The following is a 24,541-nucleotide window of genomic DNA, read 5'->3' on the forward strand; positions in this document are numbered from 1 at the left end:
TCCGCGCTATTGCCAACAGCCAACAGCTTACATCAGTATTCCCCACTCATCATCGCGCTCAGGATAATCCTTGAAACGTTCGTTGCCGCCACGATCTTTCCAATCGGAGTCAATCACCAGTTTGGAGCTGATACCACCTCTGGGATTACAGATCAGAGTAATCCTTAAACGATCGGCGCCATATACGTCCATCATATGATCGTAGATAATGTTGATGAGCCTTTCATAGGATACAATGATATCACGGAGATGATATACATAATGTTTAAGTGACTTCAGCTCTATGATCTTATCCTTGGGGTAAAAGGTGATGTAGAGTTTTGCGAAATCCGGTTGTTCCTGTACTCCGAGGAAAGTAAACTCCGGCACTTTGATCTTCATTTCATATTTTTCCTTTGAGGGATTGGGGAGACCTTTCAGTAATGTCTTGTCGATATGCTGGTACAGTTTTTTAGTCATTAGCTTTTAGCTTTTAGAATTCCGTAAATATAACAAGATTATCAATTAGCTGTTCTTGTTGCATTTCAAAAAACTAAAAAGCATCATAACTCTTCTGTCTTTGCTGCATTACTAACAGCTAAAAGCTAATGCCTAAAAGCTATCCCCGTTACCTATCGGTCTTTGCTGCATTACCAGTAGCTAAAAAAGCTATCCCCGTTATTCTTCGGTCTTTGCTGCATTACTAACAGCTAAAAGCTAATGCCTAAAAGCTAGATCGCTATATACTGCGGGGGTACTTCATCTGTCAGCCAAACGCCGTTTACGGACAGATAAAAGGGTATGCCATCCCGATGCATGCGGCCACTGTGAATGGTGAGGATTTTTGGTGCTCCTCTCCTGCTGCCTACGTTTTCTGCGGTGCTGAGGTTATCAGAAAGGTGTACATGATGCCGTTTTCCTTTCTGCAGGCCGGTAGTTCTGATTGCTTTGATAAACTTATCGACCGTGCCATGATACAAGAACTCCGGCGGTGTAGCCACCGGCAGATCGAGCGTCACTTCCAGTGAATGTCCCTGGTTGGCCCGTATCCTGGTTTTATCTTCATTGAAAGAAAACCGTTGTTTATCATTTTCTGCCGCAACCGTTTCCAGTGTTGCAAAAGTAAAGGGCCGCCCATGTGCTTTGCATTGTGCCAGCAGGGTGTCAACATCGGCCCAGCCGTGGTCGTCCAGCGGCAGTTGAATTGTTTCCGGGCTATGCCGGAGTATAAGGCTCAGAAATTTACTGATAGATTTTATGTTCATATTATTTCAATTGATCCCTGACCACCATGAGCGCGTAACCTAAGAGGTTATGGCCGCGCCACTGTAAGGGGTTCTCCACCTGTTCGTTACCGGCCGACATTCCTATGCCCCAGATACGGTCCATAGGACTGGCTTCTACCAATACGCGATCAGCGGTATTTACTAAAAATTGTTTCATTTCGGGGTGCTGTGAAAACTTATGATAGTTTCCTGTTACCACCAGTTCAAATTTATGGGCATCCCAGGTAGGCGCATCAAAATTTTTCACTTGCCGCCCTAATTTTTTTGCTTCATCAGGCGTGTTGGCCTGCAAAATTTTTCCGAAGGTGATATCATCTCCGAAAAGTCTCGCCTTACCGGCCATCATCCAGTGTTCAGCGGTTTTATAGGTAACCTCCCCTGCTGTAAATGCAGATGGATACCACTGACTAAAGCAGCTCTGGGTAATGCTTCCATCGGCAGATGTGCGGTGTCCCCAGAAGAAGATAAATTTTATTTTCTCTTTGGCCTGATATTTTTCGATCAGCCATTTGTTATTATACTTCATGGTATTCAAACCTGTTTTTAAAGGCATTTAAATTATACTTTTTCTCACCGGATTCGTAAACGGCAAATACGACCTGTGCAAATGCGTGTTTAAATACTTCGTTGTTTGTAATATGGTGTGCGAACCAGCGGGCCACATCTTCCGCATTGTTTCTGAAAACGCCGCAGCCCCAGGCGCCGAGAATAAGTGTTGTTTGCTTTTGTGCAACGGCTACAGAAAGCAGTTTCTCTATCCTGCCGAGCATCACCGCTTCCATGTCCTTCAGCCGTTCCGGTTCATTATTCCTGATAGCACCGGCGTTGACGGCCGGGGAAGTGAGTACCGACACGTGATAGGGTTGATCCAGTAAAGCATCATGATCATCGCGAAAAACGGGTACCAGCGGTGAATAGATCATATTATCTGTATACAGACAGGTGCCGTTGGCCCTGTTAATATCATACATCACCTGTTTTGTTCTGAGGCTGGCATACAAGCCACTTGCTCTCGCCAGCGCTTCTTCCTGGGCTTGTGCCCCACCAAGAAAACCGCCACCCGGATTTTTTGCGGAAGCGAAGTTCAGGCAGCAAACCCTGGAAACCCCTTCTGTTACAATGAGCCTCCGCGCCGCTGCAAAGGTTGTTTCCGCGGTAACGGAAATATGCGTATGATGTACGGCTCCCGTTTTCAACATTTCATCGCGTTGTTTAAACAGCAGCGGGAAATCGTCCGGCCGGTAATGAATGGTGTTGACAATGGAATGCTGTAGTGTATCCCCTATATGTATTAGTTCTCCGCGGTTATTCTGATAGCCGCCCTTCTCAATAATATCAAGGGTTTCGTGTGCGACGGCTACTCTTTTGCTTTTGTTCATGGCCTGTTAGTTTTCATCAGGGCGTTGAAATATTGGTGGGGTTAACCTTTTTCTCTTTATCCCTGTGGGTTTAAAATTTGTTTACGTCATTATGACGCAAAGTAAAGAAATATTTATCTAATACTGATATTTATTTTTTGGGAGATAAAAATAAATGAAGAAATGAGGTGCGCGGATCAGTGGTCAGATGCGTCTGGCGGCGGGTACCGGCGGGGATACAATTCATGCTGTCTTTTTATCTTGATAAAAAAATAACGTGTAACCACCACAGTTAGTATTAACTTAAAATGATCAAACCTGGAAGATGATAAAATACTTTGTGCCTGCCGGTATGCTGTTATTGGCCGCTGTTACAAGCCGGGGGCAACAGGTGGCTTCCGTTGTTAAGCCCGAAAACATTGTTATACATCCCGGCGCCACCTTACCTGTAAAAGACAGCGGTTTAAGAAAAGAGATCAATGAATGGTGCATAGCACAATCCACCAGCCCTGCATACAAAAATATAAAAGCGCATCCGTCGGCAGCTTATTTTCCGGGCGCGGTGAAAACCGGCGCCGTGGCGGAAACCCGGACGGTTCACCTCGGGCATCATCAAATTCCGGGTAGTGATGTACCGGTTATTTCGCGGATGGAATATTCCAGTCCGCTTCAGCATAACCTGTACAGTACAGGCTTGTATGCGCCGGCCGGACAGGTGGTTAGCATCCGGGTACCCGACTCGCTGATCAACAGGGACATCTGGGTACAGATAGGGGTTCATACCGACTACCTGGGCTACTGGATGGCCTGGGAAGAAGCCTGGCGACGGATGCCGATGGTGACAAAGCGGGTGCCGCTGAACAAAGGAACAGTGAAAATTGCCAGTCCCTTCGGCGGACTGGTATATATCCTGGCGGCCCCTCAATCGGCCGGCTGGGAAGCTGATTTTACCATCAGCGGGGGTATTGCCGCACCTTTATTTGTATTGGGCAAAACAACACCTGCGGAATGGGCGGAACAGCTGAAAAGCAATAAGGCGCCCTGGGGTGAGCTGATGTCGGATAAAATGATCCTCACACTTCCTGACACCGTATTACAAAAAGTAAAACAGCCCGATTCCACTATGATGCTGTGGAACCTGATTGTAGCCGGCGAAATGGAGCTGGCGCAGATACCGCAACCTGTGTACCGGCCGCAGCGCATGGTGATAGACGAACAGCTTGCCGGAGGTGCATTGCACAGTGGTTATCCGATTATGGCGCATCACTCCCCTTCTACTCATCAGCTTTCTGCTGATGTGATGATTGATCCGGGCCGGCTGCTGGTGCCCAGTGAAGGCGGAGCCAACTGGGGCTTCTTCCATGAAATCGGTCATAACATGCAGAACCTTGACTGGGTGTTTGGCGGCTCCACGGAGGTGAGTTGCAATTTCTTCTCGCTGTATATGTTCGACAGACTGGTAGGCGGAAGAAATGGCGCCCATCCGGGTGTTTCCAATGAAAATACCAAGCGGATGATACAACAGTATTTTCAAAAGGGCGCTGATTACGACACCTGGCAGCAGGAACCTTTTCTTGGCCTGATTATGTTCCGCCAGTTGCAGGAAGCATTCGGCTGGGAGGCGTTTAAAACCTTTTTCCGTCGTTATCATGAGCTGGCCAGGAAAGATCCGGGAGGCAGTTACGCCAAAACCGACGAGCAGAAGCGGGACCTGTGGGCCAAAATATTTTCCGAGGTAACGGGACGCAATGTGGCCCCTTTCTTTGAAACCTGGGGAATCCCTGTCAGCGGACCCGTAAAGGCCGAATTAGCCCGCTTACCGGGCTGGATGCCCTATCATTTTCCTGAATAAGATCCAACCACCATATCCGTCAATAACCGTTTATTATAAAGGATCACCGCTAAACACCGGTGGTCCTTTTTTTGTTACCCATAAACAGCCATGAAAAAATAAATTTGGTATTTGATTGTACACAATTTAATTTTACACAATAAATTTTAATCTTCATGGCAACACTTGAAAAATTATACACTGCCTATGCCACCGCAACGGGCGGCAGAAACGGACATGTTAAATCATCCGACGGCGTTCTGGACCTTGGCGTAAGAATGCCAAAAGAACTGGGCGGCAGCGGCGGCGCATACAGCAATCCTGAACAATTGTTTGCAGCCGGTTATGCGGCCTGTTTCGACAGCGCGCTTAACCTGGTGATCAGAACACAAAAGGTAAACAGTGGCACAACAACCGTTACAGCGGATGTAAGTCTGGGTAAAAATGAAAACGGCGGCTATGGTTTAGCGGTAAAATTACAGGTGGCCATTCCGGAAGTAGCGCAGCAACTGGCACAGGAATTAATAGAGAAGGCCCACCAGATATGCCCCTATTCCAACGCCACCCGTGGTAATATAAATGTTGAGTTAGAACTTATTTAAACACGCTCCTCATGCAAGTATTGATTGTACTGACCTCGCACAGCGAATTGGGTAATACCGGTCACAAAACCGGTTTCTGGGTAGAAGAATTTGCAGCGCCGTATTACGTATTGGCGGATGCAGGCGTTGAAGTAACCCTCGCATCTCCCGGTGGCGGACAACCACCCATTGATCCTAAAAGCGAACTGGCCGAATTCCAGACAGCTGCTACCACTCGTTTTAAACAGGATGAGGCCCTGCAGAAAAAGCTGGCCAACACCGTAAAATTAAACGAGGTACGTGCAGATGATTACGACGGCGTATTCTATCCGGGCGGACATGGACCTTTATGGGACCTGGCCACCGATCCCAGTTCCATTGCACTCATCGAAGCATTTTATCAGCAACATAAGCCGGTGGCTTTTGTTTGTCATGCTCCCGCTGCACTGGTAAAGGTAAAAGGACCAGATGGCGAGCCACTGGTAAAAGGTAAGGAAGTAACCGGCTTTAGTGATTCAGAAGAAGAAGCGGTACAGCTGACTAACGTAGTACCGTTCCTGTTAGAAGACGAACTCAAAAAGCTGGGTGGCATTTATAGCAAGGGAAAGGACTGGCACTCTTACGCGTTAAAAGACGGGCTGCTGATCACCGGGCAAAATCCGGCTTCTTCCGCAGAAGTAGCTAAAATATTAATCGAAACATTAGCTTAATTTTACGTTGTTAAATACATCTCATTGAAACAACTAAAATTATCCAATCAGCTTTGCTTTTCGTTCTACGCAGTATCAAGACTGATCACTTCACACTACCAGCCTTTTTTAACTGCGATAGACCTCACCTATCCGCAATACCTGGTAATGCTGTCGTTGTGGGAACACGAAGTGTTGTCTGTTAAAGCGCTGGGCAAGCTGCTGCTGCTGGATTCCGGTACTTTGACCCCTTTACTGAAAAGACTGGAAAGTAAAAAGTTAATTAAGCGGGTACGGAGTAAGGAAGATGAGCGCATTGTAAATATTCATCTTACTGAAGCAGGCGCTCAGCTCAAAACAGCTGCTGCCGATATTCCTGAAAAAATAAGTTGCAGTATGGGTTTTACGGCAGAAGAATATAGTACGCTGAAGCCGTTGATCGACGGTGTTTTAACGAGACACAACGGTGATTAACTGTGATTAACCTGATTAGTTTGATTGTCCTGATGAATGGAGATTGGACTGTGATTACTTTGATTATACGGCCCTTGCTGCTTTTCATTAATGTCGGTAAAGTGCCGACATTAATGAAAAGCAGCAAGGGCCATTTTTATTTATATTCTTCCCAGGCTATAATTTGTTCTCCTGAATGATTATCTTTCTTTCCTGTTAATCTATTCGATCACGATATTCCACGATTATGGACAACTTTAATATCAACCGCCGCCGTTTTCTTAAAGGCGCTACAGCTACGCTTGCATTGTCTGCCATAGGCGCCAGCGCACTCGACTTTATCAATCCTGACAAACCTTACCGGGTAGGCCTCATAGGTACCGGCTGGTATGGGAAAAGTGATTTATTCCGTCTTATACAGGTAGCCCCGGTAAAAGTGGTGGCCCTGTGTGATGTTGATAAAAATATGTTGAAGGATGCCGGTGAAATGGTCCGTAAAAGACAGGCCTCCGGCGCCACACCGCGACTGTATACCGATTACAGGAAAATGCTTTCAGAAAATGAGCTGGACATTGTGCTGATAGGCACACCAGATCACTGGCATGCCTTACAGACGATTGATGCACTGAAAGCCGGCGCGCATGTATACGTGCAGAAACCGATCAGCGTGGATGTAATAGAAGGCGAAGCAATGGTGGCTGCTGCACGGAAATATAACCGCGTTGTGCAGGTTGGCACACAGCGGAAAAGTACACCGCACCTGATTGATGCAAAGAAGAATATTGTGGATGCCGGTTTACTGGGCAAAATATCGCATGTAGAAATGTGTTGTTACTATCATATGCGAAACAACGGTAATCCGCCGGTACAGACCGTACCGGACTTCTTCGACTACGAGATGTGGACCGGGCCTGCTCCGCTGCGTCCTTACGATGGTTTGCCCCATGTACGCTGGTGGCGTACTTTTATGGAATACGGCAATGGTATTATGGGCGACATGTGCGTGCATATGTTTGATACCGTGCGTTGGATGCTGCAGCTGGGGTGGCCCAAGCGGATCACTTCTACCGGAGGTATATATGTACAGAAGGAAGGTAAGTCTAACATCACCGATACCCAGTCGGCCATTTTTGAATACGATGGACTGAACTGCGTATGGCAGCACCGCACCTGGGGCACGCCTGCCGACCCCAAATACCCGTGGTCTTTTAAACTCTACGGCGAAAAGGGTACGCTTGCAGCCAGCACGATGTCTTACGATTTTATACCCGAAGGAAATGGCACACCTGTTCATAAAGATGTGGTGTATGAAAGAGAAAAATACCCGGAAGATGTTACCGAACCGGCTATTGAACTCAACGCCGCCCCTGCCACCCGCCCGCATATGCTCAATTTTCTCGGCGCTATCAAAAATGGCGGTCGGCCTGTGGCCGATATTGAAGAAGGCCATATTTCCACTGCCAGTTGTATTCTCGCCAATCTTTCCCAGCAAACCGGGCGCCCGCTGAGCTACGATCCGCAGAAACGGATCATTACCGGCGATCCCGCTGCCACTGCGCTGTTACAACGACCTTACAGAGGTCCGTGGGAACATCCACTGATATAGCTTTTCCGTGCTGACAAGGCGTTCCCCGTTGTTTTAACATCGTATTTTTATCTTGTGATAATTTAATTCAAAATACTAAGTATACTTATTATATTTGTACTTATAAATAATTATTCAATCAAAAAACTAAAAATTATGTGGTCACAATCTCACACACTCGTAACAAAAGACGCTACCAAAGAACAAATGTGGAAACTGTTTGCAGACGTCAACAACTGGCATACCTGGGACGATGGCATTGAATATGCTAAGCTGGAAGGCAAATTTGAAAAGGGTAATCATTTTCTACTGAAGCCTAAAAAGGGACCTAAAATTAAAATTGAGCTGTATGAAACCATTCCTAACAGCAAATTTGTAGACCTTACCCATTTCCCGCTGGCTAAAATGTACGGAGAGCATACGTTTGAAGATACTCCTGAAGGATTGAAATTAACCGTCACCATGACAGTATCAGGTATACTCGGCTTTTTATGGGAGAAAATAGTAGCGCAGGATATTGTGAATAACTTACCGCAGGAAATGCAAAATCAGGTGCGGGTAGCCGGCAAACTATAATTATTTTTGTAAAAATGCCCGCATGAAAAAAGACGATAATGCCTTTAGTGTAGATGCCGCTGAAGAAAGTCCAGGCTTCCTGTTATGGCAGGTAACCAGTTTATGGCAAAGAGCGATCAGGAAAGCGTTGGAGAAATACGACCTTACCCATTCCCAGTTCGTATTGCTGGCCAGTACGCTGTGGCTCACACAACAGGACGAGCCGGTAACACAGATCCTGCTTTCGGCCCATTCCAAGATAGACCCGATGACTACCTCTACGGTACTACGCACATTACAAACCAAAGGCTTGTTGCAACGAAAGGAACACGCCACCGATACCCGCGCTAAAACAGTTGCCTTAACGGAAAACGGAGAAAAAGTAACACGACAGGCGATTAAAGTAGTGGAAAAATTTGATAAGGATTTCTTTGAACCCTTAGGCGCTAAAACAAGTGAGTTCAACAGGAAATTACGATTGCTGCTGGAGCAATGAGGCGCAGGACAGTATTGATTTCCCTGCTCCTCACGAAATGATGCTACTCTCTTATCACCTTCACCTGCGCCGGCGCATTGATCACAGACTGTATTTTCCCATTGGCCGCGCGGGTATGTTTTACTTTTATCACACCATACGGCGTAGGAAAAGTTCCTTCGGCAAATTGAAGATCTCCCAGGTGAGGCACTATTCTAATCACTTTACAACCGGGCGCCACTACTGATATGCCCAGCACATGTTCCGTTAACCAGGGCGTTGGCCCGGAAGCCCAGCCATGGCATAAACTATGACGGAATCCTTTATAGCAGTAAGCGCCGTAGTCGCCGTGGATATCCTTTTGTCCGGCCTGCACCAGCGTATCAATACGCGACGCATTGGGAAGCCACTCCATGTTAAAGTCTTCCCAGAACGTAGTGGCGCCCAGTTTCAGCATAGCGCCCCAGTAATTGCGAATATCGTTTAGCCCTCCCTGGTAGTCGCCTGCTTTGGCCTTTGCCTGCAACATATAGTATCCGTAGAAAGTAGAATAGTCTTTAACACCGCCAACAGACAGTATTTCCCTGTTGATCTTTTCGGCCGGCACCAGGCCTGACAAGGCCAGTAAAGCGGCGGCCTGTTTGGAGCCGCTGGCGTCGGGTACATTTTTTTTCAGGCGGGCAATGGCGGCTTCACATTTCTTTACCGTGGCAGCATCATTCAATACCTTGCTCAGCGCAGCTCCGGCGTCGAGGGTCATGATCATCATGGCCTGCAAGCCGGCGTGGATACCTGCTTTATTTTCACTGGAGGGCCAGTCGAGAAAACGGATACCATCCTGCAGGTCTTCGCTGTTAGCCGTATCTATTTTCCCGGACAGATGATCCAGCAACCCCTTCAGGTAAACGGCCTGTTCTTTCAGATATGCCAGGTTACCAGTGTGCTGGTACCAGTCGCGCTGAATAAGCACCCACCACATAGAATACGATACCATCCCATTCATATACTGCGGCAGCGGCGTAATATCACGCGACAGATCCAGGCTTTTGGGCACCACGTCATTATAACCAAATACCGCGCTGATAGCAGATGTTTCGGGATGCATATCGCCGATCCACACGAGGCGGTCGCGCTTAATACCATCCCACAAATAGTCCTGCATATTAAGATGCACAGTATAAGCACCTGTGAGCCAGATCCGGTTCAGCAACTCATCGCTGCAATTAAAAGAACCGATATAAGGCAGATCCCTGTAAACAAAAATCGCGCGTACTTCTTTTAGTTGCAGTTCAACGTTGTCATCGAGCAGGTCAATCCGAACAAAACGGAAGCCGGTGTTGCCAACTTCCAGTTTACCCAACCAGGGTACTTCCACGATCATATCTCGTATGGCATGGTCGTTGGTGGCGTTTTTACCAGGTTCAATATCGCTCATGGCTTCACTTACCGATTCGCCGAATCGTACCCGCAGCTTTACCGGTTTACCACTTTTATACATCCCTGTTACCAGTTGCAGACCGCCATGCAGCTCTTTACCAAAATCGAACAACAGGCCAGGATGTTCAGTGGCGGTACTTTTCAGCACACACATATTTTGATTGGCCAGGTCGGCCTGCCCATTGCCTTGCAACAGGAAGCGTGCTGCGTTTGTAATACTGCTGCCGGCGTTGGAGGTTTGCCATATAATTTTTTCGGGAGATAAATACCGCCGTACCGTAGGTGTTGTTTGGACCGCCGCCATACGGGTGCTGTCAAACACCGGCGGCAACTGCGCCAGGGCCGGTATGCCGCACAGCAGCAGGCTGTTTAACAACAAAAACCAGGAGCATATTTTCATGTATTAAGTTCGTTTTTATAAATTAATAGTTCACCGCAGTGAGTTTTACCGGGCCCAGCAAACCGGCAGACTGATACTTATCATTGGGCGTATATGGGTTTACGTTACTCCATGTTTTACGTTCCTGCTGCGGCAGTTTACTGTCGCCAATCAGGCGGTTTACCCAGGTATTTACTACGGTTACTTCCAGCCTGTTGTTCCCTTTTTTCAAGGCATTTCTTACGCCTACGGTATACGGTGCTGTCCATGCAGTACCCAGCGCGATACCGTTCAGCTTAACTTCCGCCATTACGCTTACGCCGCCAAGGTCCAGGTATAATGCAGATGCAGCAGGCATATTATCTACCTCAAAATCCGTTTCATATACCGCTGTACCGGAATAGTTACGGATCTGCTCATTAGCGTTGCTGCTCCAATCTGTTAACCGGTCAAATATGACAGGTTGTGTGGGACCACGTTTAGCGGGATCGAAGGTAACTGTCCAGGGCTTGTTCAATTCCTGTAATATCACAGGTGCGGGGAAGTTAGGGCGGTTGCTGTGTCTTACCAATGCTGTTTTCCGGAACATAACAAAGCCGCTCTGATAAGGGGCTAACGTTAACGGCACTACGGTATTATCATCCGCAATGGTAAAGCCGGGCAAATCGCGGGTTTCGCCGGAAACGGCATCCCACCATTCCGGTTGTTTTCCTGCAACACGGAATGCAGGTGATAAGTTCACGATTGTTGCCGACTGGTTAGTGATAAAATATATTTCTCCTTCTGCTGTGACGCGGTGGGTATACAGTACCTTTGCGGGCAGTTGCGCCACATCCGGTTTTAATTGTAAAATCGCCAGTGCTGTTTCCATGTTGATGCCGCTGAGTACCTGCCCTTTGCCATATTTTCTTTGCGGACCGGGTTGGGTTCCCCACAGCGCGGCCGATAACTGCTGCACCTGCGTATCTGCCGCAGGATAGTTCCGGAGGCTGGGAGAACGTTTGGGTGCGGGTCCGAGGATGGTGGCGCCCTGATTCACCAGTTGGGCTATTTTCCCCAGCAGTTCCGGGCGCATGGTTTCCAGTTGCGGCAATACCAGGAGCCGATAGCTCATGCCGTCCGGCAACACCAGTTTACCGTCTTTTACCTGCAGGCGATTCATGACTACTTCAGCATTGATATAATCATACGAATAGCCTTTGGGGATTTCGGGATTTCTTACACCCGTCATTTTGGGGGCATCTTCGCCGATGAAATAAGCAATGTCATTAATGGGAGTGCCTTGCTGCAGGAGATAATTGCATCGCCTGATATAATCTATAAATGCTTTGCCCTGGTAAAACCAGGTGTTTTTCCGGTTAAATTCCGTACCAAATCCCGCGTTCACTCCGGGTTCCAGGCTATCGTAAGGCTGCTCTATAAACACGTGTAACAAGGTATGATTGATCCCTTCGGTGAAAGACCAGTCGCCGCGTCGTTTCAACAGGGCCGGATAACGCGCGTATGCTTGTCCGCCGGCGGTGAACGATTCCGCCGCCACGCGGGTTTTGCCATAAATATGCGCGGCAGAAGAGGCGGCGCGGCATTCAATGTCTCCCAAAGTACCTTCATTCCAGAACTCGCCGGCTACTTCGTCCGCCTGCCCGCCGTATTTGAGAAACTCCGACGGAAATCCCCAGTGGCCGTAGTTTTCAAGCCAGAGTTTCAGCCCGTCCTTATGACTTGCTTTGCGCAAACCCGCTACATACTTATAAGCCACCCGGTCTGCCACCAGGCGGCGCAAGTCCCACAGGAAACGATCTGACTGATCCGCGGAACCTACTACCCTTCCGGACAATACCGGCAGCCAGGGTAAAGGATCGTAGCCATATTGTTTTACAAAATCTTCCGCCATATCATCCGTCCAGTTCTGGGAGCCGGTTTCATAGCTGTCGGCCACCACCCATTTCAGCGCTTTCCGTTCTGCTGCCGGTATACTGTTACGGATTTTTCCTACAAAAGAATCGTAGTGGTGCTGTGACCAGGTGTCGCTGATCTTATCTATTTCCAATCCTATCCCTTCTTTAGAGGCAGGACCGTTGTTGACACCGGTTGGCAGCATACCAAAACGCACGATTATCCAGTTGCCCGCAGGAACGTTCCAGTTGAGGGTTCCATTGGGTAATAAATTTTTGGTGAGGTTAATACTTTGGGTAGGGTCAATGATCTGTCCATTACCATCCGGCTCAGGTTCCTGCGGCCATTGGTATTCGTTCCACAACGGCAACGGTGTCTGGAACATTTTTGCCAATTGTTTTTCCTCGAAGCGTTCTATCCGCGGGGCTGCCAGTAATTTAATTTCTGCTAATGCCGGATGGCCGTCGTGGACCAGCAGCCGGAACTGCCTGCCGGTAGCGGCTTTAAAGGAAACGGCTACAGGCGCATAGGGCTTGAAGCCTACATTGGGAGCCGGGTTGCTGCGATCAAATTCAAATGTTTTAACGGAGCGCCAGCTATTCCCTTCTTTTACCTGCAGTTCGAACTGTGCTTTAAATGGTTTGGCTGCGGGATATATGATCAGGCTGCGTGCCGTAAAATCTTCTTTCACAGCCATTTCTATGCCGGCAGGTGCAGGTTTGTTTACCGGTTGCGTGGTCGTTACTTCCTCCGTTACATTGCCATCCACCAGCTTTTCAATGGCTGTAAATCCAAGATCAGAAGTAAGTACGGGAGCGTGTTTGCCAATATCGTCGCCATCACCGGCGGGCGCCGGGAATGCGATAACGGCTACTGTCTGAAAATTGGCGATGGCAGGCGCTGGTTGGGATAACTGCTGCGGTCCATGTACGGTAATTTCGTCGCCGGCAATATAGCGCATCGACTGGGAAGGTTTGATCCATGGGCCTCCGCTCTGGCTCCAGCCGGGGCTGTTAAACAGTCCGATATCCATTTTATTCCCGGAGGCGGTACTGATAGCCGTGCGGGTTATTTTCCACCATTCATCGGAAAACAATTTTACTTTTCCATATGGCACTTCTTCTTCCGGATAACCGATATTCCCGATGAAAGCCCTGCCTATACCTACTTTCGCCATGGCTTCAATATCTTTCTTCACGCCTTCCTCCGAAATATTATCGCTCATCCAATACCAGTAGATACTTGGTTTAACGGTGTCCGGCGGAAATATAAACCAATGCCGCATTCCCTTCCCCTGGGCCATGACCGCCACCGTTGGCGATAACAGCAGCCATACCGCAGCGCAATAACCTATCTTTTTTATAACCGTCTGGTAGTTCATACCTGGTGTTTTCATTTTTTGTGTATCAGTATAACTGCCCTGTACCTCCCTGTAGTAAAGGATTATCAGGGTTCAGCATGCCGCTGCGCCCCAGCCATTTCATGATGGTGAGCATCCACACATCCACGGGCAGTTTCAACACAAACCCGTGATCGCCTTCCGGGTAGATATGCATTTCAGCAGGAACATGCTGATGCCGTAACGCCTGGTAAAACAACAGGGCATTGTCTACATCTACCACTTTATCATCGCCTGTATGAAAGATAATGGTGGGGGGCGTTTGCGGTGTTACCTGCCGGTCGTTGGAGTAGTATTTCACTGTCAGCTCATCCGGGTTATCACCCAGTAAACGTTTGCGGGAACCGGCATGTGTAAGGTTCTTTTCCATGCTTATCACCGGGTATACGAGGATCATAAAATCAGGGCGCAGGTTCAAACCTGCGTTGGCGGGTAATACCGGGCGATCGAAATGCGTTCCTGCCGTAGAAGCCAGGTGGCCGCCGGCAGAGAAGCCCATGATGCCTACCCTTTTGGGATCGATATTCCATTGCTGTGCGCGTGTGCGGATGATTTTCATCGCTTCCTGTGCATCCTGCAGCGGGCCGCTGCTTTTATCGGTCATGATCTTATCGGCTGGCAGGCGATACTTGAGTACAAAGGCAGCAATGCCTTGTTGCTGAAAGTATTCGGCAATATTTAACCCTTCACGTTGCAACACCAAGGAAGAGTATCCACCTCCGGGGCAAATGAGCACGGCGGTGCCGGTGGCTTTTTCCTTAGGAGGCAGATAAAGCGCGAGCGTTGGCACACTGGTGAGGGCGCGGCTGTTATATTTATCGGTGGTTTCTTCATCCGGTGAAGCAATTCCTCCGGGAGGAAGACCGGCATATAATGGTATTACATTTTGTGCGTTGGCAAAGATGGCAACAAAACAAAAGAGAAAGGTAAAGAGGGCACGCATAGCATTATTTATTGATCATAATTTAACCAAAACTTCAGAAAGTAACATCATGTGTTGCCGAATAATATTTCAATGCGATCAGATCGTTCGGCAATGGCTTGCTATTCCATGCAGTATGGATGGCGAGTGCCGCTCCCATGGCAGTAGCCTGCGCCATAGATGCAGCAAAGATTTCCATCTCCGGAAAAAATGCAGCCAGCAAATTCATGTAAATAGCATTTTTGCTGAACCCACCGTCAACGAATACACGTTTTACGGCAGAGCCTTTCAGTACTCTTTTGGTAGCCAGGTATTGCGCGTTGGCAATATCGAGCATCAGCTGATGATACGCTGCTGTATCGGATGCAAATGACGACAAGTCGCGCTGACCGAATACGGTTACCTGTAACAGTTCCGGATGAGATGTTAACAGTGTATCTTCTCTTTTATTGCGTTCTTTTAACTGTTGGATAACGTTACTATCGAATTCAACATTGCGGTAGCGCCCCGGATGCTGGTTAAAGTGATCGGCTATACGTTTTACCTGTTGCTCATGTTCATACCCGGCAAACAGTCGCGACGCCTTTACCGGTTTGCCCTGGAAAGTCATATAACAGAGGCAGTCGGCCGCCAGTTCTTCGTCCGTAAGCGGCGTATCATTAAACGGGTTTAAGCTGATACACCAGGTGCCGGTAGAGATCAGCACAAAAGGTTCCTGGAAATTAACCAGGTAAGGAATAAGCGCAGCGGAGCTGTCGTGCAGCCCGGTGCCTACTACATAGCTATTGCCGGGAAATGCCGCGGGCATTACTTCTCCGGAGGAAAAAAGAGGCGCCAGCTTTTCCAGCACCCCTTCCTTTATTACCCACGTATGATAATTATTTTGCTGAAAATCCCATAGGTTGGTGTGGCATCCTATGCTGGTAATATCCGAGCAGGCAACGCCGGACAGCAGGTAGCTCATGTACTGCGGTAAGTGCAGCGCGTACTTCACCTTTTCATACACTTCAGGGCGTGTATGTTTGAGGCGGTACAACTGCATACCGGAGTTCAGGCTGCCCAACACCGGTGACGCTGCCTGGATGGAGAATGCCTGTTCGCCGCCATACTGCTGATAGAACTGTTCTCCGAGAGCGATCGGATAATCTTTCAGGTAGCTGTACAGCGGTGTTAATGGGCGCCCTTCTTCATCAATATACACGAGGCTGGCGCCATAGGCAGAAAAATTGATGGCTTTAACTACCAGGTCCTTTCTGCGAAAGACTTCCCTCAAGGAGTCAAACACAGAGAGGCGAAGGCTTTCCAGGTTTTCGCAGGGCGCTCCATCTTCATCCGTTGTTTCCGTAAAACGGGCTGTTCGCTCAAAGACGATGCGGTACTGTTCATCAAAGAGAAACAGCTTTTTGTTGGTTTTGCCAACATCAAAAATGGCTATAACGGGAATTTCGCTCATAACAATTTTAAATGGTTACAGACCGGTGGCCATAGTTTTCAATCCTCTTTGCTGTACCAGGTTCGCTCTCACTTTTTCTGAACGATACAAAGCCAGTGGTTGCAATGCGCCGCCGGCTTGCAGTCGCGCTGCAGCTACCAGTGGACGGACATCCGTACGGAATGCCTGTTGTAATATTTCCTGTGCTGTTACCACATCATTATCCTGTTGTGCTGCCAGCAATTTTTTGCGGTCTACCAGCAATGCCTGCGCATAGCTGATCATGATCGCTTCCACTGATTGCAGCAGGTCTTCCAGCGGATCCTTCACATTGTGTGAAGCGTCGATCATCCAGCCCAGATCAGTATTATGGTTCATGCCTCTTGCATCCATCCCGTCTACCAGTTCATTAAAAATGAGAAACAGCTGGTAGGGTTTGATGCTGCCTACGGTGAGGTCATCGTCTCCGAATTTGGAATCATTGAAGTGAAAGCCCCCGAGCTTACCTTCCATCAGCAGCAGTGAAACGATCTGTTCGATGTTGGCATTGGGCAGGTGATGACCCAGATCCACGAGGGAATAAGCTTTCGGGCCCAGTTTATTGGCGTACAGCAGCGACTGGCCCCAGTCGCCCACCGTAGTGGAATAAAAGTTAGGTTCTGCTGCTTTGTACTCTACAAATACCTTCCAGTTATCGGGTAATGCAGCGTAAATTTCCTGGAGTCCTTCCAGGGTATTCTGGAAAGCGTGGCGGAAGTTTAGCTGTCCGGGAAAGCAGGAGCCATCAGACAACCAAACGGTCAGTGCTTCCGATCCCAGTTCCACGCCATGCCTGATCACTTCAATATTATGTTCCACGGCTTGTTTACGCACAGCTTTATTGACATGCTGCAACGAACCGAATTTATAGCTGTGTTGTTGTCCGGGCTGGTCCTGGAAGGTGTTGGAGTTCATGGCGTCGAAACGCAGACCATGCTGCGCTGCCACGGCTTTTATATGTGCCGCGTTGGAGGGCACATCCCAGGGAATGTGCAGGGATATGGCGCCGCTGGACTGATTGAGCTGGTGCAGCAGCCCTACGTCTTCGATTTTTTCTTCGAGGCTGCGTGGTTCCCCTCCGCCGGGGAAGCGACCAAAGCGGGTACCACCGGTGCCGAGCGCCCAGCTGGGGATGCCCACCTGGAAAGCCGCGAGCCGTTGCAGTATTTCCGTTGTTTGTGGTATTTCGCCGGCAATGTAGTCGAATGCACGCCGATGGGTGGCCATCAGTGCATCATTATGTTCGGCTATTTTATATTTTTCTATTAGCATGATTCAGTTTTTAAAGCAGGATAAAATACTGTTTTTATCTCACAAAGGCCATGGCTACGCCGCCGTCGACATTGAGTACATTACCGGTAGCTTTGTTCAGCAAACCGCCTACGAAAGCATAGCAGGCGTTAGCAATATCTTCGGGTACAATGATTTCATTCAGCAGTGTCCGTTTGGCATAAAACGCAGGCAGTTCTTCCACTTTTACACCGTAAGCTTTGGCACGGCCTTCCGCCCAGGCGCCCGCCCATATTTTACTGTCGGAGATCACCGCGTCGGGGTTTACCACGTTAACGCGTATACGATCTTTTCCCAGTTCGGCCGCATTGAGACGGCTGAGGTGCAGTTGTGCGGCTTTGGCAGAGCCATAGCCGGCGTTATTGGGTCCGGATACCAGGGCGTTTTTGCTGACAATATTCAGCACATCGCCACCGGTTCCCTGTTTACGCATAATGTCTGCCCCTGCTTGCGTAACAAGGAACTGTCCTTTTACCAAAACATCGTAGAGCAGGTCCCAGTCTTTTTCGGTATGATCTTCCAGTGGTTTGGAAATAGAGAGACCGGCGCAGTTAACCACGATATCTACGCCACCAAAGGCCAGTACGGCGGTATTGTAGGTTTTATGAATGGAGGCGGCGTCGGTTACATCGAGCAGGTCAGCGGCGAATACGTCTTTACCGTAAAGTTTATTGAATTCTTCCGTGGCGGTGGCGAGGCGTTGTGCATCATTATCGTTGATCACTACTACGGCGCCTTCTTCCGCAAACTTTTTAGCGATGGCTTTACCAATACCACCGGCGCTGCCGGTAACCAGGGCGATGCGGCCGGTGAGGGCTTTGGGTTTAGGCATGCGTTGCAGCTTTGCTTCTTCCAGCAGCCAGTATTCAATATTAAACGCTTCCTGTCGCGGCAGGGAGGTATATGCTGAAATGGCTTCCGCCCCTTTCATTACATTGATGGCATTGATATAAAATTCTGCCGCTACCCTGGCAGTTTGTTTATCCTTTGCGAAGGTAAACATACCTACTCCGGGATAGAGGATCACTACCGGGTTAGGATCCCGCATTGCGGGGCTGTTAGGATGTTTACAGGTGTTGTAATAGTCGGTATACATCATGCGGTAGGCATCAAAGAGCGGGGCCAGTCCGGATTTTACGGCTGCCACGTCGGTGAGGGCTGCATCCGGGGCCAGGTTCAATACCAGCGGACTTATTTTGGTGCGCAGGAAGTGATCCGGGCAGCTGGTGCCCAGGGGAGCCAGCCGGTCGAGGTCGTTGGAGTTGATAAACTCCAGCACTCGTGCATCGTCGGTAAAGTGCCCCACCATTTTCTGCTGTGAGGAGCAGTAGCCCCGCAAAACCGGCGCCAATGCCCCTGCCTGGGCCTTGCGTGCTTCGGATGACAGCGCCCCGATTTTTGCCCCTCCAAATACCGGTTTATGACGGCCCGTATTTTTATCGAGGTACTCGGCACAGCGTTCTATTACCTCCAGGGTATTGATATAGCTTTCATAGGCCGTATCGCCCCAGGTAAAGAGACCATGCGAGCCAAGCATGATACCCCGGATGCCGGGGTTTTCATCGAGGCATTGTTTCAGTTGCAGGCCCAGATCGAAGCCGGGTTTCTGCCAGGGCACCCAACCGATGCTGCCATTGAATAACTCCTGTGTGATCTTTTTACCATCTTTGGCTGCCGCGATAGCGATAGCGGCATCCGGATGCAGGTGATCGATATGTTTAAATGGAAGAAATCCGTGGAGTGGGGTGTCGATAGAAGGCGCTTTGGAGCTGAGGTCATAGATGCAGTGGTTAAACAATTCCACCATCTCATCTTCATGGGCGATGCCCCGGTAAATACCCTTCAGGCTGCGAAGGCGATCTACATACAGGGCAGCCAGCCCGCTTTTTTTAAGGGTACCCAGGTCCCCGCCGGAACCTTTTACCCACATCACTTCTACCTGCTCTCCCGTTAATGGGTCTTTAGCCATGGCTTTACAGGAGGTATTCCCTCCTCCATAGTTGGTGAGCCGCAGATCAGCTCCGAGTAAATTGGAACGATAGATCAACAAGGCTACTTCGTCTCCAGCCATGCCGGCTGCTGTTGCTTCATCCCATAAATAGCTGACATGCCTGAATTGCGTGGTAGTTCCATCTAAAGACATACTATATAATTTTAACGTTTTTTAATTGTGATAATATTGCGGGTTAATTTTCCAGTGAATTGCCATATCCCACCAGGACTACAGAAAGAATAATAGTGAATATACCGAGTGAAATAGTTGCGAATGTTTTCCTGCTGGCGTTTTTCCATTCCTTCAGCACAAAGCCCCACATGCCCGAAATCAGGATAATAAAAGCCATATGCAGTATCCATGAGCTGGCATCGTTGCCAAGCTTACTTTCCCCCATGCCATAGAAAAAGAATTGCAGGAACCAGGTGGTTCCGGCGATGGCGGCGAACACATAATTTTTTACCAGGGGCGTTTCCTTATTTGTATAATCGTTGAAAGACTGATTCCGGGTGTTCAGGATCATGCACCAGATAAAATTGGTAGTAAGTCCGCCTAACATGATCACTACAAAAATAACATTGTTCCTGAACAAAGGGTTCGCGTTATTAGCCTCCGCGGCCTTCCCCATACTGTTACCCGCACTGATGGCAAAGCTCATACAGGCACTGAGTATGCCGGAAACAATAGCCACGGCCAATCCCTTCCGCAGATCAAATTCCTTTATGCATTCAGTTTTCTGTTCGGCGGATAGTTCTTTTTCCTTCAGCATCCCTGCCCGGCCGCAGATGGCGATCCCCACCAGGCATACCGCTACGCCAAGCAATACATAGGCCCCTCTGCTGGTGTGCAGCATGGCGCCAAAAGTGTTAGGATCGTTGGTAAACAGCCCCCTGTAAATGGGGGGAATGAGCGCTCCAAAAGCGGAACAGAAGCCCAAAGCCACGGCCATTCCCAGCGACATGCCCAGGTACCGCATGGACAATCCAAAGGTTAACCCGCCAATACCCCATAATACGCCGAGGAAATAAGTCCAGAAAAGAACGCTGCCTTCCGTGCTCCGGATAATATCCATAAAGCCGGGAACAGTAAGCCACGCTGCCACCAAAGGTACCACCAGCCAGGAAAATATCCCTCCCACGATCCAGTAACTTTCCCAGCTCCAGCCCTTCACTTTTTTGTAAGGGATATAAAAACTGCCGGATGCGAATCCACCTATAAAGTGGAATAAAACTCCCAATAAAGCCTGCATAATAACGTTGTAATTTGTAACGTGGAAAACTATTGTTTCATAAAAATAAAGCATGTATAATTTTAAACTGTCATGGACTGTCATGCTTCCAATATCCTTTACCAATTGTAGAATTAAATTACTATCATTGTCGGGAAAAGTTGCTGACAGCTAATTCCACGAGACTAATATCTATAGCGCCATGAAACAACATCCGATTTTCAAGTATTTATTTATAGATGATTTTTCTGCTACACCCAAATATTACCAGCTGGCCAACTCTATTATCAAAGCAATTGTAGACCAGAAAGTGCAGCAGGATGATATTTTACCTTCTATCAATGAAGTAAGCTATGCTTTTGAAATATCGCGGGATACTGCCGAAAAGGCCTATAAATACCTCAAAGGCCTGGGGATACTGGGATCTGTTCCAGGCAAAGGTTACTATGTACAGCAAACCAATCTCGACCAGCAATATAAAATACTGCTCCTGTTCAACAAACTGAGCGAACACAAAAAAATCATTTATGATTCTTTTGCGGACAAGCTTGGGGAGCAGGCGAATATTGATTTTTATATTTACAACAGCGACTTCAGTTTATTCAAAAAGCTGCTGTCGCAAAATATCAACGAATATACGCATATTGTTATCCTCCCGCATTTCAGGGAGCGCTGGGAGCATGTAGATGAAGTGATTAACACCATTCCCAAGGAGAAGCTGATATTGCTGGATAAAAAATTAAAGGGGGTAACCGGCGAATACGGCGCTGTATATGAAAACTTCCAGGAAGATATTTATGGCGCCCTGGAGCAGGCCAGGGACCGGCTGCAGCAATACCACACCCTTAAAATCATTTACCCGGAAAACACCTATTACCCGGAAGAAATATACGAGGGCTTTGCACAGTTTTGCCAGAACTATGCTTTCAACAGCAAAAAAGTAAGCGAGATTGAAGAAGAGGATATACAACCGGGAGATGTATACATCAACCTGCGGGAAAATGACCTGGTGCTGCTGATAGAAAGAATTATTTCCCTGAACCTCCGGATTGGCAAGGATGTAGGGGTTATTTCCTATAATGAAACGCCATTAAAAAAATTTATCCTGAACGGCATTACCACCATATCTACTGATTTTAAGTGTATGGGAGAAATGGCTGCACAGCTGATACAAGACCATTCCCGGGCGCAGATTGAGGTTCCGTTTTATGTTACCATGCGGGCTTCCCTGTAAATTATCTACCTTTGGGGAGATAAAAAGGGCAACATGCAAATATCCAACGATCCGCTGCACGGACTTACACTCGAGAAAATAGTGACTCACCTTTACGAAAGCTATGGATGGGAAGCGCTGGGACAACAAATCAGGATCAACTGTTTTACCAGCAATCCGTCTGTGCAAAGCAGTTTAAAATTCCTGAGAAAAACGCCATGGGCGAGGAAGAAAGTAGAAGATTTTTATGTGTATTCCCTGAGAAAAAATAAACTTAAATAACACCGGCGTACCTGCAGCTTCCCCAGCTGCAGGTTGTTAGAACTTTATCTTCAGCCCCAATTCCTTTTTCATTGTCAGCAACGCCTCTGCATTGCCTTGGGCATCATCCACCGGGTGGTGCGTATGCCTGGTTTTCCGCAGGTGCTTGAACGTTGTAAAGGTATCTTTCGTCATTCCTTTATATAAGCTGCCCAGGTTCTGTGAACTGAAGCCGAAAGGATTTTCACCCAGGAAATGATGAAAATACCAGCAGATGAACATCCAGTCGAAACCGTTGTTATCGCTGATAAAAATGGGCCGGTCCTTACTCACGGACAGGATCCAGTTCTTAAATTGCAGCATTACTGTTGCGGGATCTTCAAAGGCAAGCGTTTCCTCCCTGGTATGATTGGATACCGCCAGCGCTTCGGGAATATACCGTTCTGAAATGGGTTTCAGCTGACCGTAGAAAGTTTTGTCCAGCTGCTCATTTACCAGTACTGCGCCAAATGAAATCATAGAAAAATCGCCAGGTATAGGTCCGTCACTTTCCACGTCCACCATAATAAAAGCCATGTGATACAGGTTTGTTTTTTGGGTTAAACAATATGTTATTCATCTCACAAAAATATAATACATAATTATATCTGCAAAATTGGACCCCATATCGCTTTGGAAAAAATATTATCTTTTGCAAAAGTCTGTTATGAGAAATATCTTTTTGGTGGTGGTTGCCCTTTGCTTATTTCGTTGTGACGTTGCCCGCAGCCAGGCACCCGGCAAGCGGACTATCCACGTAAAAAACATATGCCGGCAAATTGACCGGGATACTACTTTCCGGAAGATAACCATCGAAAAAGACCTGCCCTTTTTCTCCCCTGCCACCATCAGCAGCCGCTTAACGGGCTATTACAAAGACAGCTCACTGGTAAAGATGCGACTGCGTTGTAAGACCAAAGATGCCATTGAAATATTTGATTACTATTATGAAAACAATGCACTCATTCATGTATACAATGAATATTGGGGGCCGCGTTTCGGCAAGAGCGGGAAACGTATTCCGAATAAATATGAAAGTAACTTCCACGGCTATTACTACTTTCTCAACGGGCAATTAACAGACGAAATATCGACGGGGCATAACCGGTTTGAATCAGATGAAATTTCTGCGGAAACGGAGTTACAGAAAGAAGCGGCCGCCTGCAAAGCGATGCTGCGGAACGCCCAACATTGAAAAAGGCATCCCGGCTATGCTAGGATGCCTTTAACGCCAAAGCGTTAACAGATTCTTTTATGGAGCCGTCCGGATTAAAATAAATTAATCTCAGGTGTCCATGAATATTCTGTAGATAGCATGAATACCTCCTTTTCTTTGGTGAGTAATGAAATTACAGGAAAATTCCCGAAATAAAACACGCTACTGAAAAAACTTTTTTCAATTATTTCTTTTTCAATGCGGCAGCGATTGCTTTTTCCGCCAGCGGTCCCATTACCTGGTAGCCTTCTTTATTGGGATGCACGCCATCGTAGGTAAGCGTCGATTTTAATCCCTTCTGTTCATCTGCCATAGCCGTGTAGTAATCAAGGTATACAAAACCATTTTTATCCGCGTAAGCTTTGATGCGCTGATTCAGATCGGCAATTTTTCCAACCGGATCTAACCCTTTGTGCCATGGATAATCAAAAACGGGCAGCACAGACGACAGCACCACTTTTATCCCATTGGCACTGGCCAGTTCCGCCATGGATACGATATTGCCGAAGATGGTGGGAATGGGCGTATAGCCGGTATTGCCTGCAATATCGTTAGTACCCGCGAGGATTACTACTACTTTGGGATGCAGGTCAATCACGTCCGGACGGAAACGGATCAGCATCTGCGGCGTTGTTTGTCCGCTGATACCCCGGTTGATATATGGTTTGCCGGCAAAGAAATCAGGGTTAAGATGACTCCAGCCGATCGTAATAGAATTTCCCATAAATACCACCCGTTGTTCGCCGGCTTTCGGCGCCTCCACTTTGGCATTATCATCGCTGAAACATTTTAAACAGGCCCAGTCCTGCTTCATCATCTCTTCATTCTTCTGTTTTTGTTTTGCATCTGCTTCGGCGGTATTCTGCGCCACCGCCGCGGTACCCAACATAGTAAATAATGCCAATAAAGGCCAGCTCAGTTTTTTCATTTTTATTAATCGGGTTTATGTCTTTGTTTATTATCACATGAATACCCCAAAATACTAAAAAAGCAATCAACACAAAA

At 47.8% G+C, this 24,541-nt stretch carries 23 protein-coding genes; 10 read left to right on the forward strand and 13 right to left on the reverse strand.

What is annotated here, in order from left to right; translation table 11 throughout:
* Positions 1-27 precede the first annotated feature (27 nt).
* From KE626_RS21125 to KE626_RS21140, 4 genes are all read right to left on the reverse strand, one after another.
* Positions 28-459 (reverse strand): preQ(1) synthase, encoded by a 432-nt coding sequence (locus KE626_RS21125; protein WP_211974932.1) that lies wholly within the window; start codon positions 457-459, stop codon positions 28-30.
* Positions 460-710: 251 nt separating this feature from the next.
* The gene (locus KE626_RS21130; protein WP_211974933.1) at positions 711-1,244 is read right to left on the reverse strand and encodes an RNA 2'-phosphotransferase; all 534 of its coding nucleotides are present in this window, start codon (positions 1,242-1,244) and stop codon (positions 711-713) included.
* A gap of 1 nt (position 1,245) precedes the next feature.
* Positions 1,246-1,791 (reverse strand): riboflavin biosynthesis intermediates N-glycosidase, encoded by a 546-nt coding sequence (gene ybiA, locus KE626_RS21135; RefSeq protein ID WP_211974934.1) that lies wholly within the window; start codon positions 1,789-1,791, stop codon positions 1,246-1,248.
* The gene (locus KE626_RS21140; protein WP_211974935.1) at positions 1,781-2,644 is read right to left on the reverse strand and encodes a TIGR02452 family protein; all 864 of its coding nucleotides are present in this window, start codon (positions 2,642-2,644) and stop codon (positions 1,781-1,783) included. The genes ybiA and KE626_RS21140 overlap by 11 nt, the downstream gene beginning before the upstream one ends.
* A 304-nt stretch (positions 2,645-2,948) precedes the next feature.
* On the opposite strand from KE626_RS21140, the gene KE626_RS21145 reads away from it, so the two are divergent.
* The 7 genes from KE626_RS21145 (at position 2,949) to KE626_RS21175 (ending at position 8,813) form a co-directional block, all read left to right on the forward strand.
* Positions 2,949-4,475: a M60 family metallopeptidase gene (locus KE626_RS21145; protein WP_211974936.1), complete on the forward strand. Its 1,527-nt coding sequence runs from the start codon at positions 2,949-2,951 to the stop codon at positions 4,473-4,475.
* A gap of 155 nt (positions 4,476-4,630) precedes the next feature.
* Positions 4,631-5,056: an organic hydroperoxide resistance protein gene (locus tag KE626_RS21150; protein ID WP_211974937.1), complete on the forward strand. Its 426-nt coding sequence runs from the start codon at positions 4,631-4,633 to the stop codon at positions 5,054-5,056.
* A gap of 11 nt (positions 5,057-5,067) precedes the next feature.
* The gene (locus tag KE626_RS21155) at positions 5,068-5,745 is read left to right on the forward strand and encodes a type 1 glutamine amidotransferase domain-containing protein (protein ID WP_211974938.1); all 678 of its coding nucleotides are present in this window, start codon (positions 5,068-5,070) and stop codon (positions 5,743-5,745) included.
* Positions 5,746-5,769: 24 nt separating this feature from the next.
* Positions 5,770-6,198: a MarR family winged helix-turn-helix transcriptional regulator gene (locus KE626_RS21160; RefSeq protein WP_283093170.1), complete on the forward strand. Its 429-nt coding sequence runs from the start codon at positions 5,770-5,772 to the stop codon at positions 6,196-6,198.
* A 226-nt stretch (positions 6,199-6,424) separates the two neighbouring features.
* Positions 6,425-7,783, forward strand: a complete 1,359-nt coding sequence (locus KE626_RS21165; protein ID WP_211974939.1) for a Gfo/Idh/MocA family oxidoreductase — start codon at positions 6,425-6,427, stop codon at positions 7,781-7,783.
* Between the two features lie 135 nt (positions 7,784-7,918).
* Entirely contained in the window at positions 7,919-8,338 is a 420-nt protein-coding gene (locus KE626_RS21170) for an SRPBCC family protein (protein ID WP_211974940.1), read from the forward strand.
* 22 nt (positions 8,339-8,360) lie between these two features.
* On the forward strand, positions 8,361-8,813 hold the full coding sequence (locus KE626_RS21175; RefSeq protein ID WP_211974941.1) for a MarR family winged helix-turn-helix transcriptional regulator: 453 nt from the start codon (positions 8,361-8,363) through the stop codon (positions 8,811-8,813).
* Positions 8,814-8,856: 43 nt separating this feature from the next.
* Here KE626_RS21175 and KE626_RS21180 read toward each other — a convergent pair whose 3' ends face one another.
* From KE626_RS21180 to rhaT, 7 genes are read right to left on the reverse strand one after another with little or no spacing between them, the layout of a single operon-like run.
* A complete protein-coding gene (locus KE626_RS21180; RefSeq protein WP_211974942.1) occupies positions 8,857-10,629 on the reverse strand; it encodes an alpha-L-rhamnosidase-related protein in 1,773 nt (590 codons plus the stop codon).
* A 22-nt stretch (positions 10,630-10,651) separates the two neighbouring features.
* The gene (locus tag KE626_RS21185; RefSeq protein WP_211974943.1) at positions 10,652-13,900 is read right to left on the reverse strand and encodes a glycosyl hydrolase; all 3,249 of its coding nucleotides are present in this window, start codon (positions 13,898-13,900) and stop codon (positions 10,652-10,654) included.
* A gap of 10 nt (positions 13,901-13,910) precedes the next feature.
* Entirely contained in the window at positions 13,911-14,846 is a 936-nt protein-coding gene (locus KE626_RS21190; protein ID WP_211974944.1) for an alpha/beta hydrolase, read from the reverse strand.
* Positions 14,847-14,880: 34 nt separating this feature from the next.
* Positions 14,881-16,278, reverse strand: a complete 1,398-nt coding sequence (locus KE626_RS21195; protein WP_211974945.1) for an FGGY-family carbohydrate kinase — start codon at positions 16,276-16,278, stop codon at positions 14,881-14,883.
* A gap of 15 nt (positions 16,279-16,293) precedes the next feature.
* On the reverse strand, positions 16,294-17,568 hold the full coding sequence (locus tag KE626_RS21200; protein WP_211974946.1) for a sugar isomerase: 1,275 nt from the start codon (positions 17,566-17,568) through the stop codon (positions 16,294-16,296).
* A 34-nt stretch (positions 17,569-17,602) separates the two neighbouring features.
* A complete protein-coding gene (locus tag KE626_RS21205) occupies positions 17,603-19,729 on the reverse strand; it encodes a bifunctional aldolase/short-chain dehydrogenase (RefSeq protein ID WP_211974947.1) in 2,127 nt (708 codons plus the stop codon).
* A gap of 43 nt (positions 19,730-19,772) precedes the next feature.
* A complete protein-coding gene (gene rhaT / locus KE626_RS21210) occupies positions 19,773-20,828 on the reverse strand; it encodes an L-rhamnose/proton symporter RhaT (protein WP_211974948.1) in 1,056 nt (351 codons plus the stop codon).
* Positions 20,829-21,009: 181 nt separating this feature from the next.
* On the opposite strand from rhaT, the gene KE626_RS21215 reads away from it, so the two are divergent.
* Together KE626_RS21215 and KE626_RS21220 are read left to right on the forward strand one after the other, a co-directional pair.
* Positions 21,010-22,041 (forward strand): GntR family transcriptional regulator, encoded by a 1,032-nt coding sequence (locus KE626_RS21215; RefSeq protein ID WP_211974949.1) that lies wholly within the window; start codon positions 21,010-21,012, stop codon positions 22,039-22,041.
* Positions 22,042-22,074: 33 nt separating this feature from the next.
* Entirely contained in the window at positions 22,075-22,302 is a 228-nt protein-coding gene (locus KE626_RS21220) for a VF530 family protein (protein ID WP_211974954.1), read from the forward strand.
* 36 nt (positions 22,303-22,338) lie between these two features.
* Here the strand turns inward: KE626_RS21220 and KE626_RS21225 are convergent, their stop codons facing one another.
* Positions 22,339-22,857, reverse strand: a complete 519-nt coding sequence (locus KE626_RS21225) for a 3'-5' exoribonuclease domain-containing protein (protein WP_211974956.1) — start codon at positions 22,855-22,857, stop codon at positions 22,339-22,341.
* Positions 22,858-22,987: 130 nt separating this feature from the next.
* Between KE626_RS21225 and KE626_RS21230 the strand changes: the two genes are divergently transcribed.
* Positions 22,988-23,515, forward strand: coding sequence for a hypothetical protein (locus KE626_RS21230; protein ID WP_211974957.1), 528 nt, complete (start codon positions 22,988-22,990; stop codon positions 23,513-23,515).
* 205 nt (positions 23,516-23,720) lie between these two features.
* Here the strand turns inward: KE626_RS21230 and KE626_RS21235 are convergent, their stop codons facing one another.
* On the reverse strand, positions 23,721-24,464 hold the full coding sequence (locus KE626_RS21235; protein WP_211974959.1) for an SGNH/GDSL hydrolase family protein: 744 nt from the start codon (positions 24,462-24,464) through the stop codon (positions 23,721-23,723).
* Positions 24,465-24,541 lie beyond the last annotated feature (77 nt).

The sequence above is a fragment of the Chitinophaga hostae genome (assembly GCF_018224885.1).
Lineage (GTDB): Bacteria > Bacteroidota > Bacteroidia > Chitinophagales > Chitinophagaceae > Chitinophaga > Chitinophaga hostae.

Bases quoted from the DNA above. Each gene is read 5' to 3' on its own strand.
- KE626_RS21130 (WP_211974933.1), bottom strand. From the start codon at position 1,244: ATGAACATAAAATCTATCAGTAAATTTCTGAGCCTTATACTCCGGCAT.
- KE626_RS21140 (WP_211974935.1), bottom strand. From the start codon at position 2,644: ATGAACAAAAGCAAAAGAGTAGCCGTCGCACACGAAACCCTTGATATT.
- rhaT (WP_211974948.1), bottom strand. From the start codon at position 20,828: ATGCAGGCTTTATTGGGAGTTTTATTCCACTTTATAGGTGGATTCGCA.
- KE626_RS21205 (WP_211974947.1), bottom strand. From the start codon at position 19,729: ATGTCTTTAGATGGAACTACCACGCAATTCAGGCATGTCAGCTATTTA.
- KE626_RS21190 (WP_211974944.1), bottom strand. From the start codon at position 14,846: ATGCGTGCCCTCTTTACCTTTCTCTTTTGTTTTGTTGCCATCTTTGCC.
- KE626_RS21170 (WP_211974940.1), top strand. From the start codon at position 7,919: ATGTGGTCACAATCTCACACACTCGTAACAAAAGACGCTACCAAAGAA.
- KE626_RS21155 (WP_211974938.1), top strand. From the start codon at position 5,068: ATGCAAGTATTGATTGTACTGACCTCGCACAGCGAATTGGGTAATACC.
- KE626_RS21215 (WP_211974949.1), top strand. From the start codon at position 21,010: ATGAAACAACATCCGATTTTCAAGTATTTATTTATAGATGATTTTTCT.
- KE626_RS21175 (WP_211974941.1), top strand. From the start codon at position 8,361: ATGAAAAAAGACGATAATGCCTTTAGTGTAGATGCCGCTGAAGAAAGT.
- KE626_RS21235 (WP_211974959.1), bottom strand. From the start codon at position 24,464: ATGAAAAAACTGAGCTGGCCTTTATTGGCATTATTTACTATGTTGGGT.
- KE626_RS21180 (WP_211974942.1), bottom strand. From the start codon at position 10,629: ATGAAAATATGCTCCTGGTTTTTGTTGTTAAACAGCCTGCTGCTGTGC.
- KE626_RS21125 (WP_211974932.1), bottom strand. From the start codon at position 459: ATGACTAAAAAACTGTACCAGCATATCGACAAGACATTACTGAAAGGT.
- KE626_RS21200 (WP_211974946.1), bottom strand. From the start codon at position 17,568: ATGCTAATAGAAAAATATAAAATAGCCGAACATAATGATGCACTGATG.
- KE626_RS21150 (WP_211974937.1), top strand. From the start codon at position 4,631: ATGGCAACACTTGAAAAATTATACACTGCCTATGCCACCGCAACGGGC.
- KE626_RS21185 (WP_211974943.1), bottom strand. From the start codon at position 13,900: ATGAAAACACCAGGTATGAACTACCAGACGGTTATAAAAAAGATAGGT.
- ybiA (WP_211974934.1), bottom strand. From the start codon at position 1,791: ATGAAGTATAATAACAAATGGCTGATCGAAAAATATCAGGCCAAAGAG.
- KE626_RS21165 (WP_211974939.1), top strand. From the start codon at position 6,425: ATGGACAACTTTAATATCAACCGCCGCCGTTTTCTTAAAGGCGCTACA.
- KE626_RS21230 (WP_211974957.1), top strand. From the start codon at position 22,988: ATGAGAAATATCTTTTTGGTGGTGGTTGCCCTTTGCTTATTTCGTTGT.
- KE626_RS21225 (WP_211974956.1), bottom strand. From the start codon at position 22,857: ATGGCTTTTATTATGGTGGACGTGGAAAGTGACGGACCTATACCTGGC.
- KE626_RS21220 (WP_211974954.1), top strand. From the start codon at position 22,075: ATGCAAATATCCAACGATCCGCTGCACGGACTTACACTCGAGAAAATA.
- KE626_RS21145 (WP_211974936.1), top strand. From the start codon at position 2,949: ATGATAAAATACTTTGTGCCTGCCGGTATGCTGTTATTGGCCGCTGTT.
- KE626_RS21195 (WP_211974945.1), bottom strand. From the start codon at position 16,278: ATGAGCGAAATTCCCGTTATAGCCATTTTTGATGTTGGCAAAACCAAC.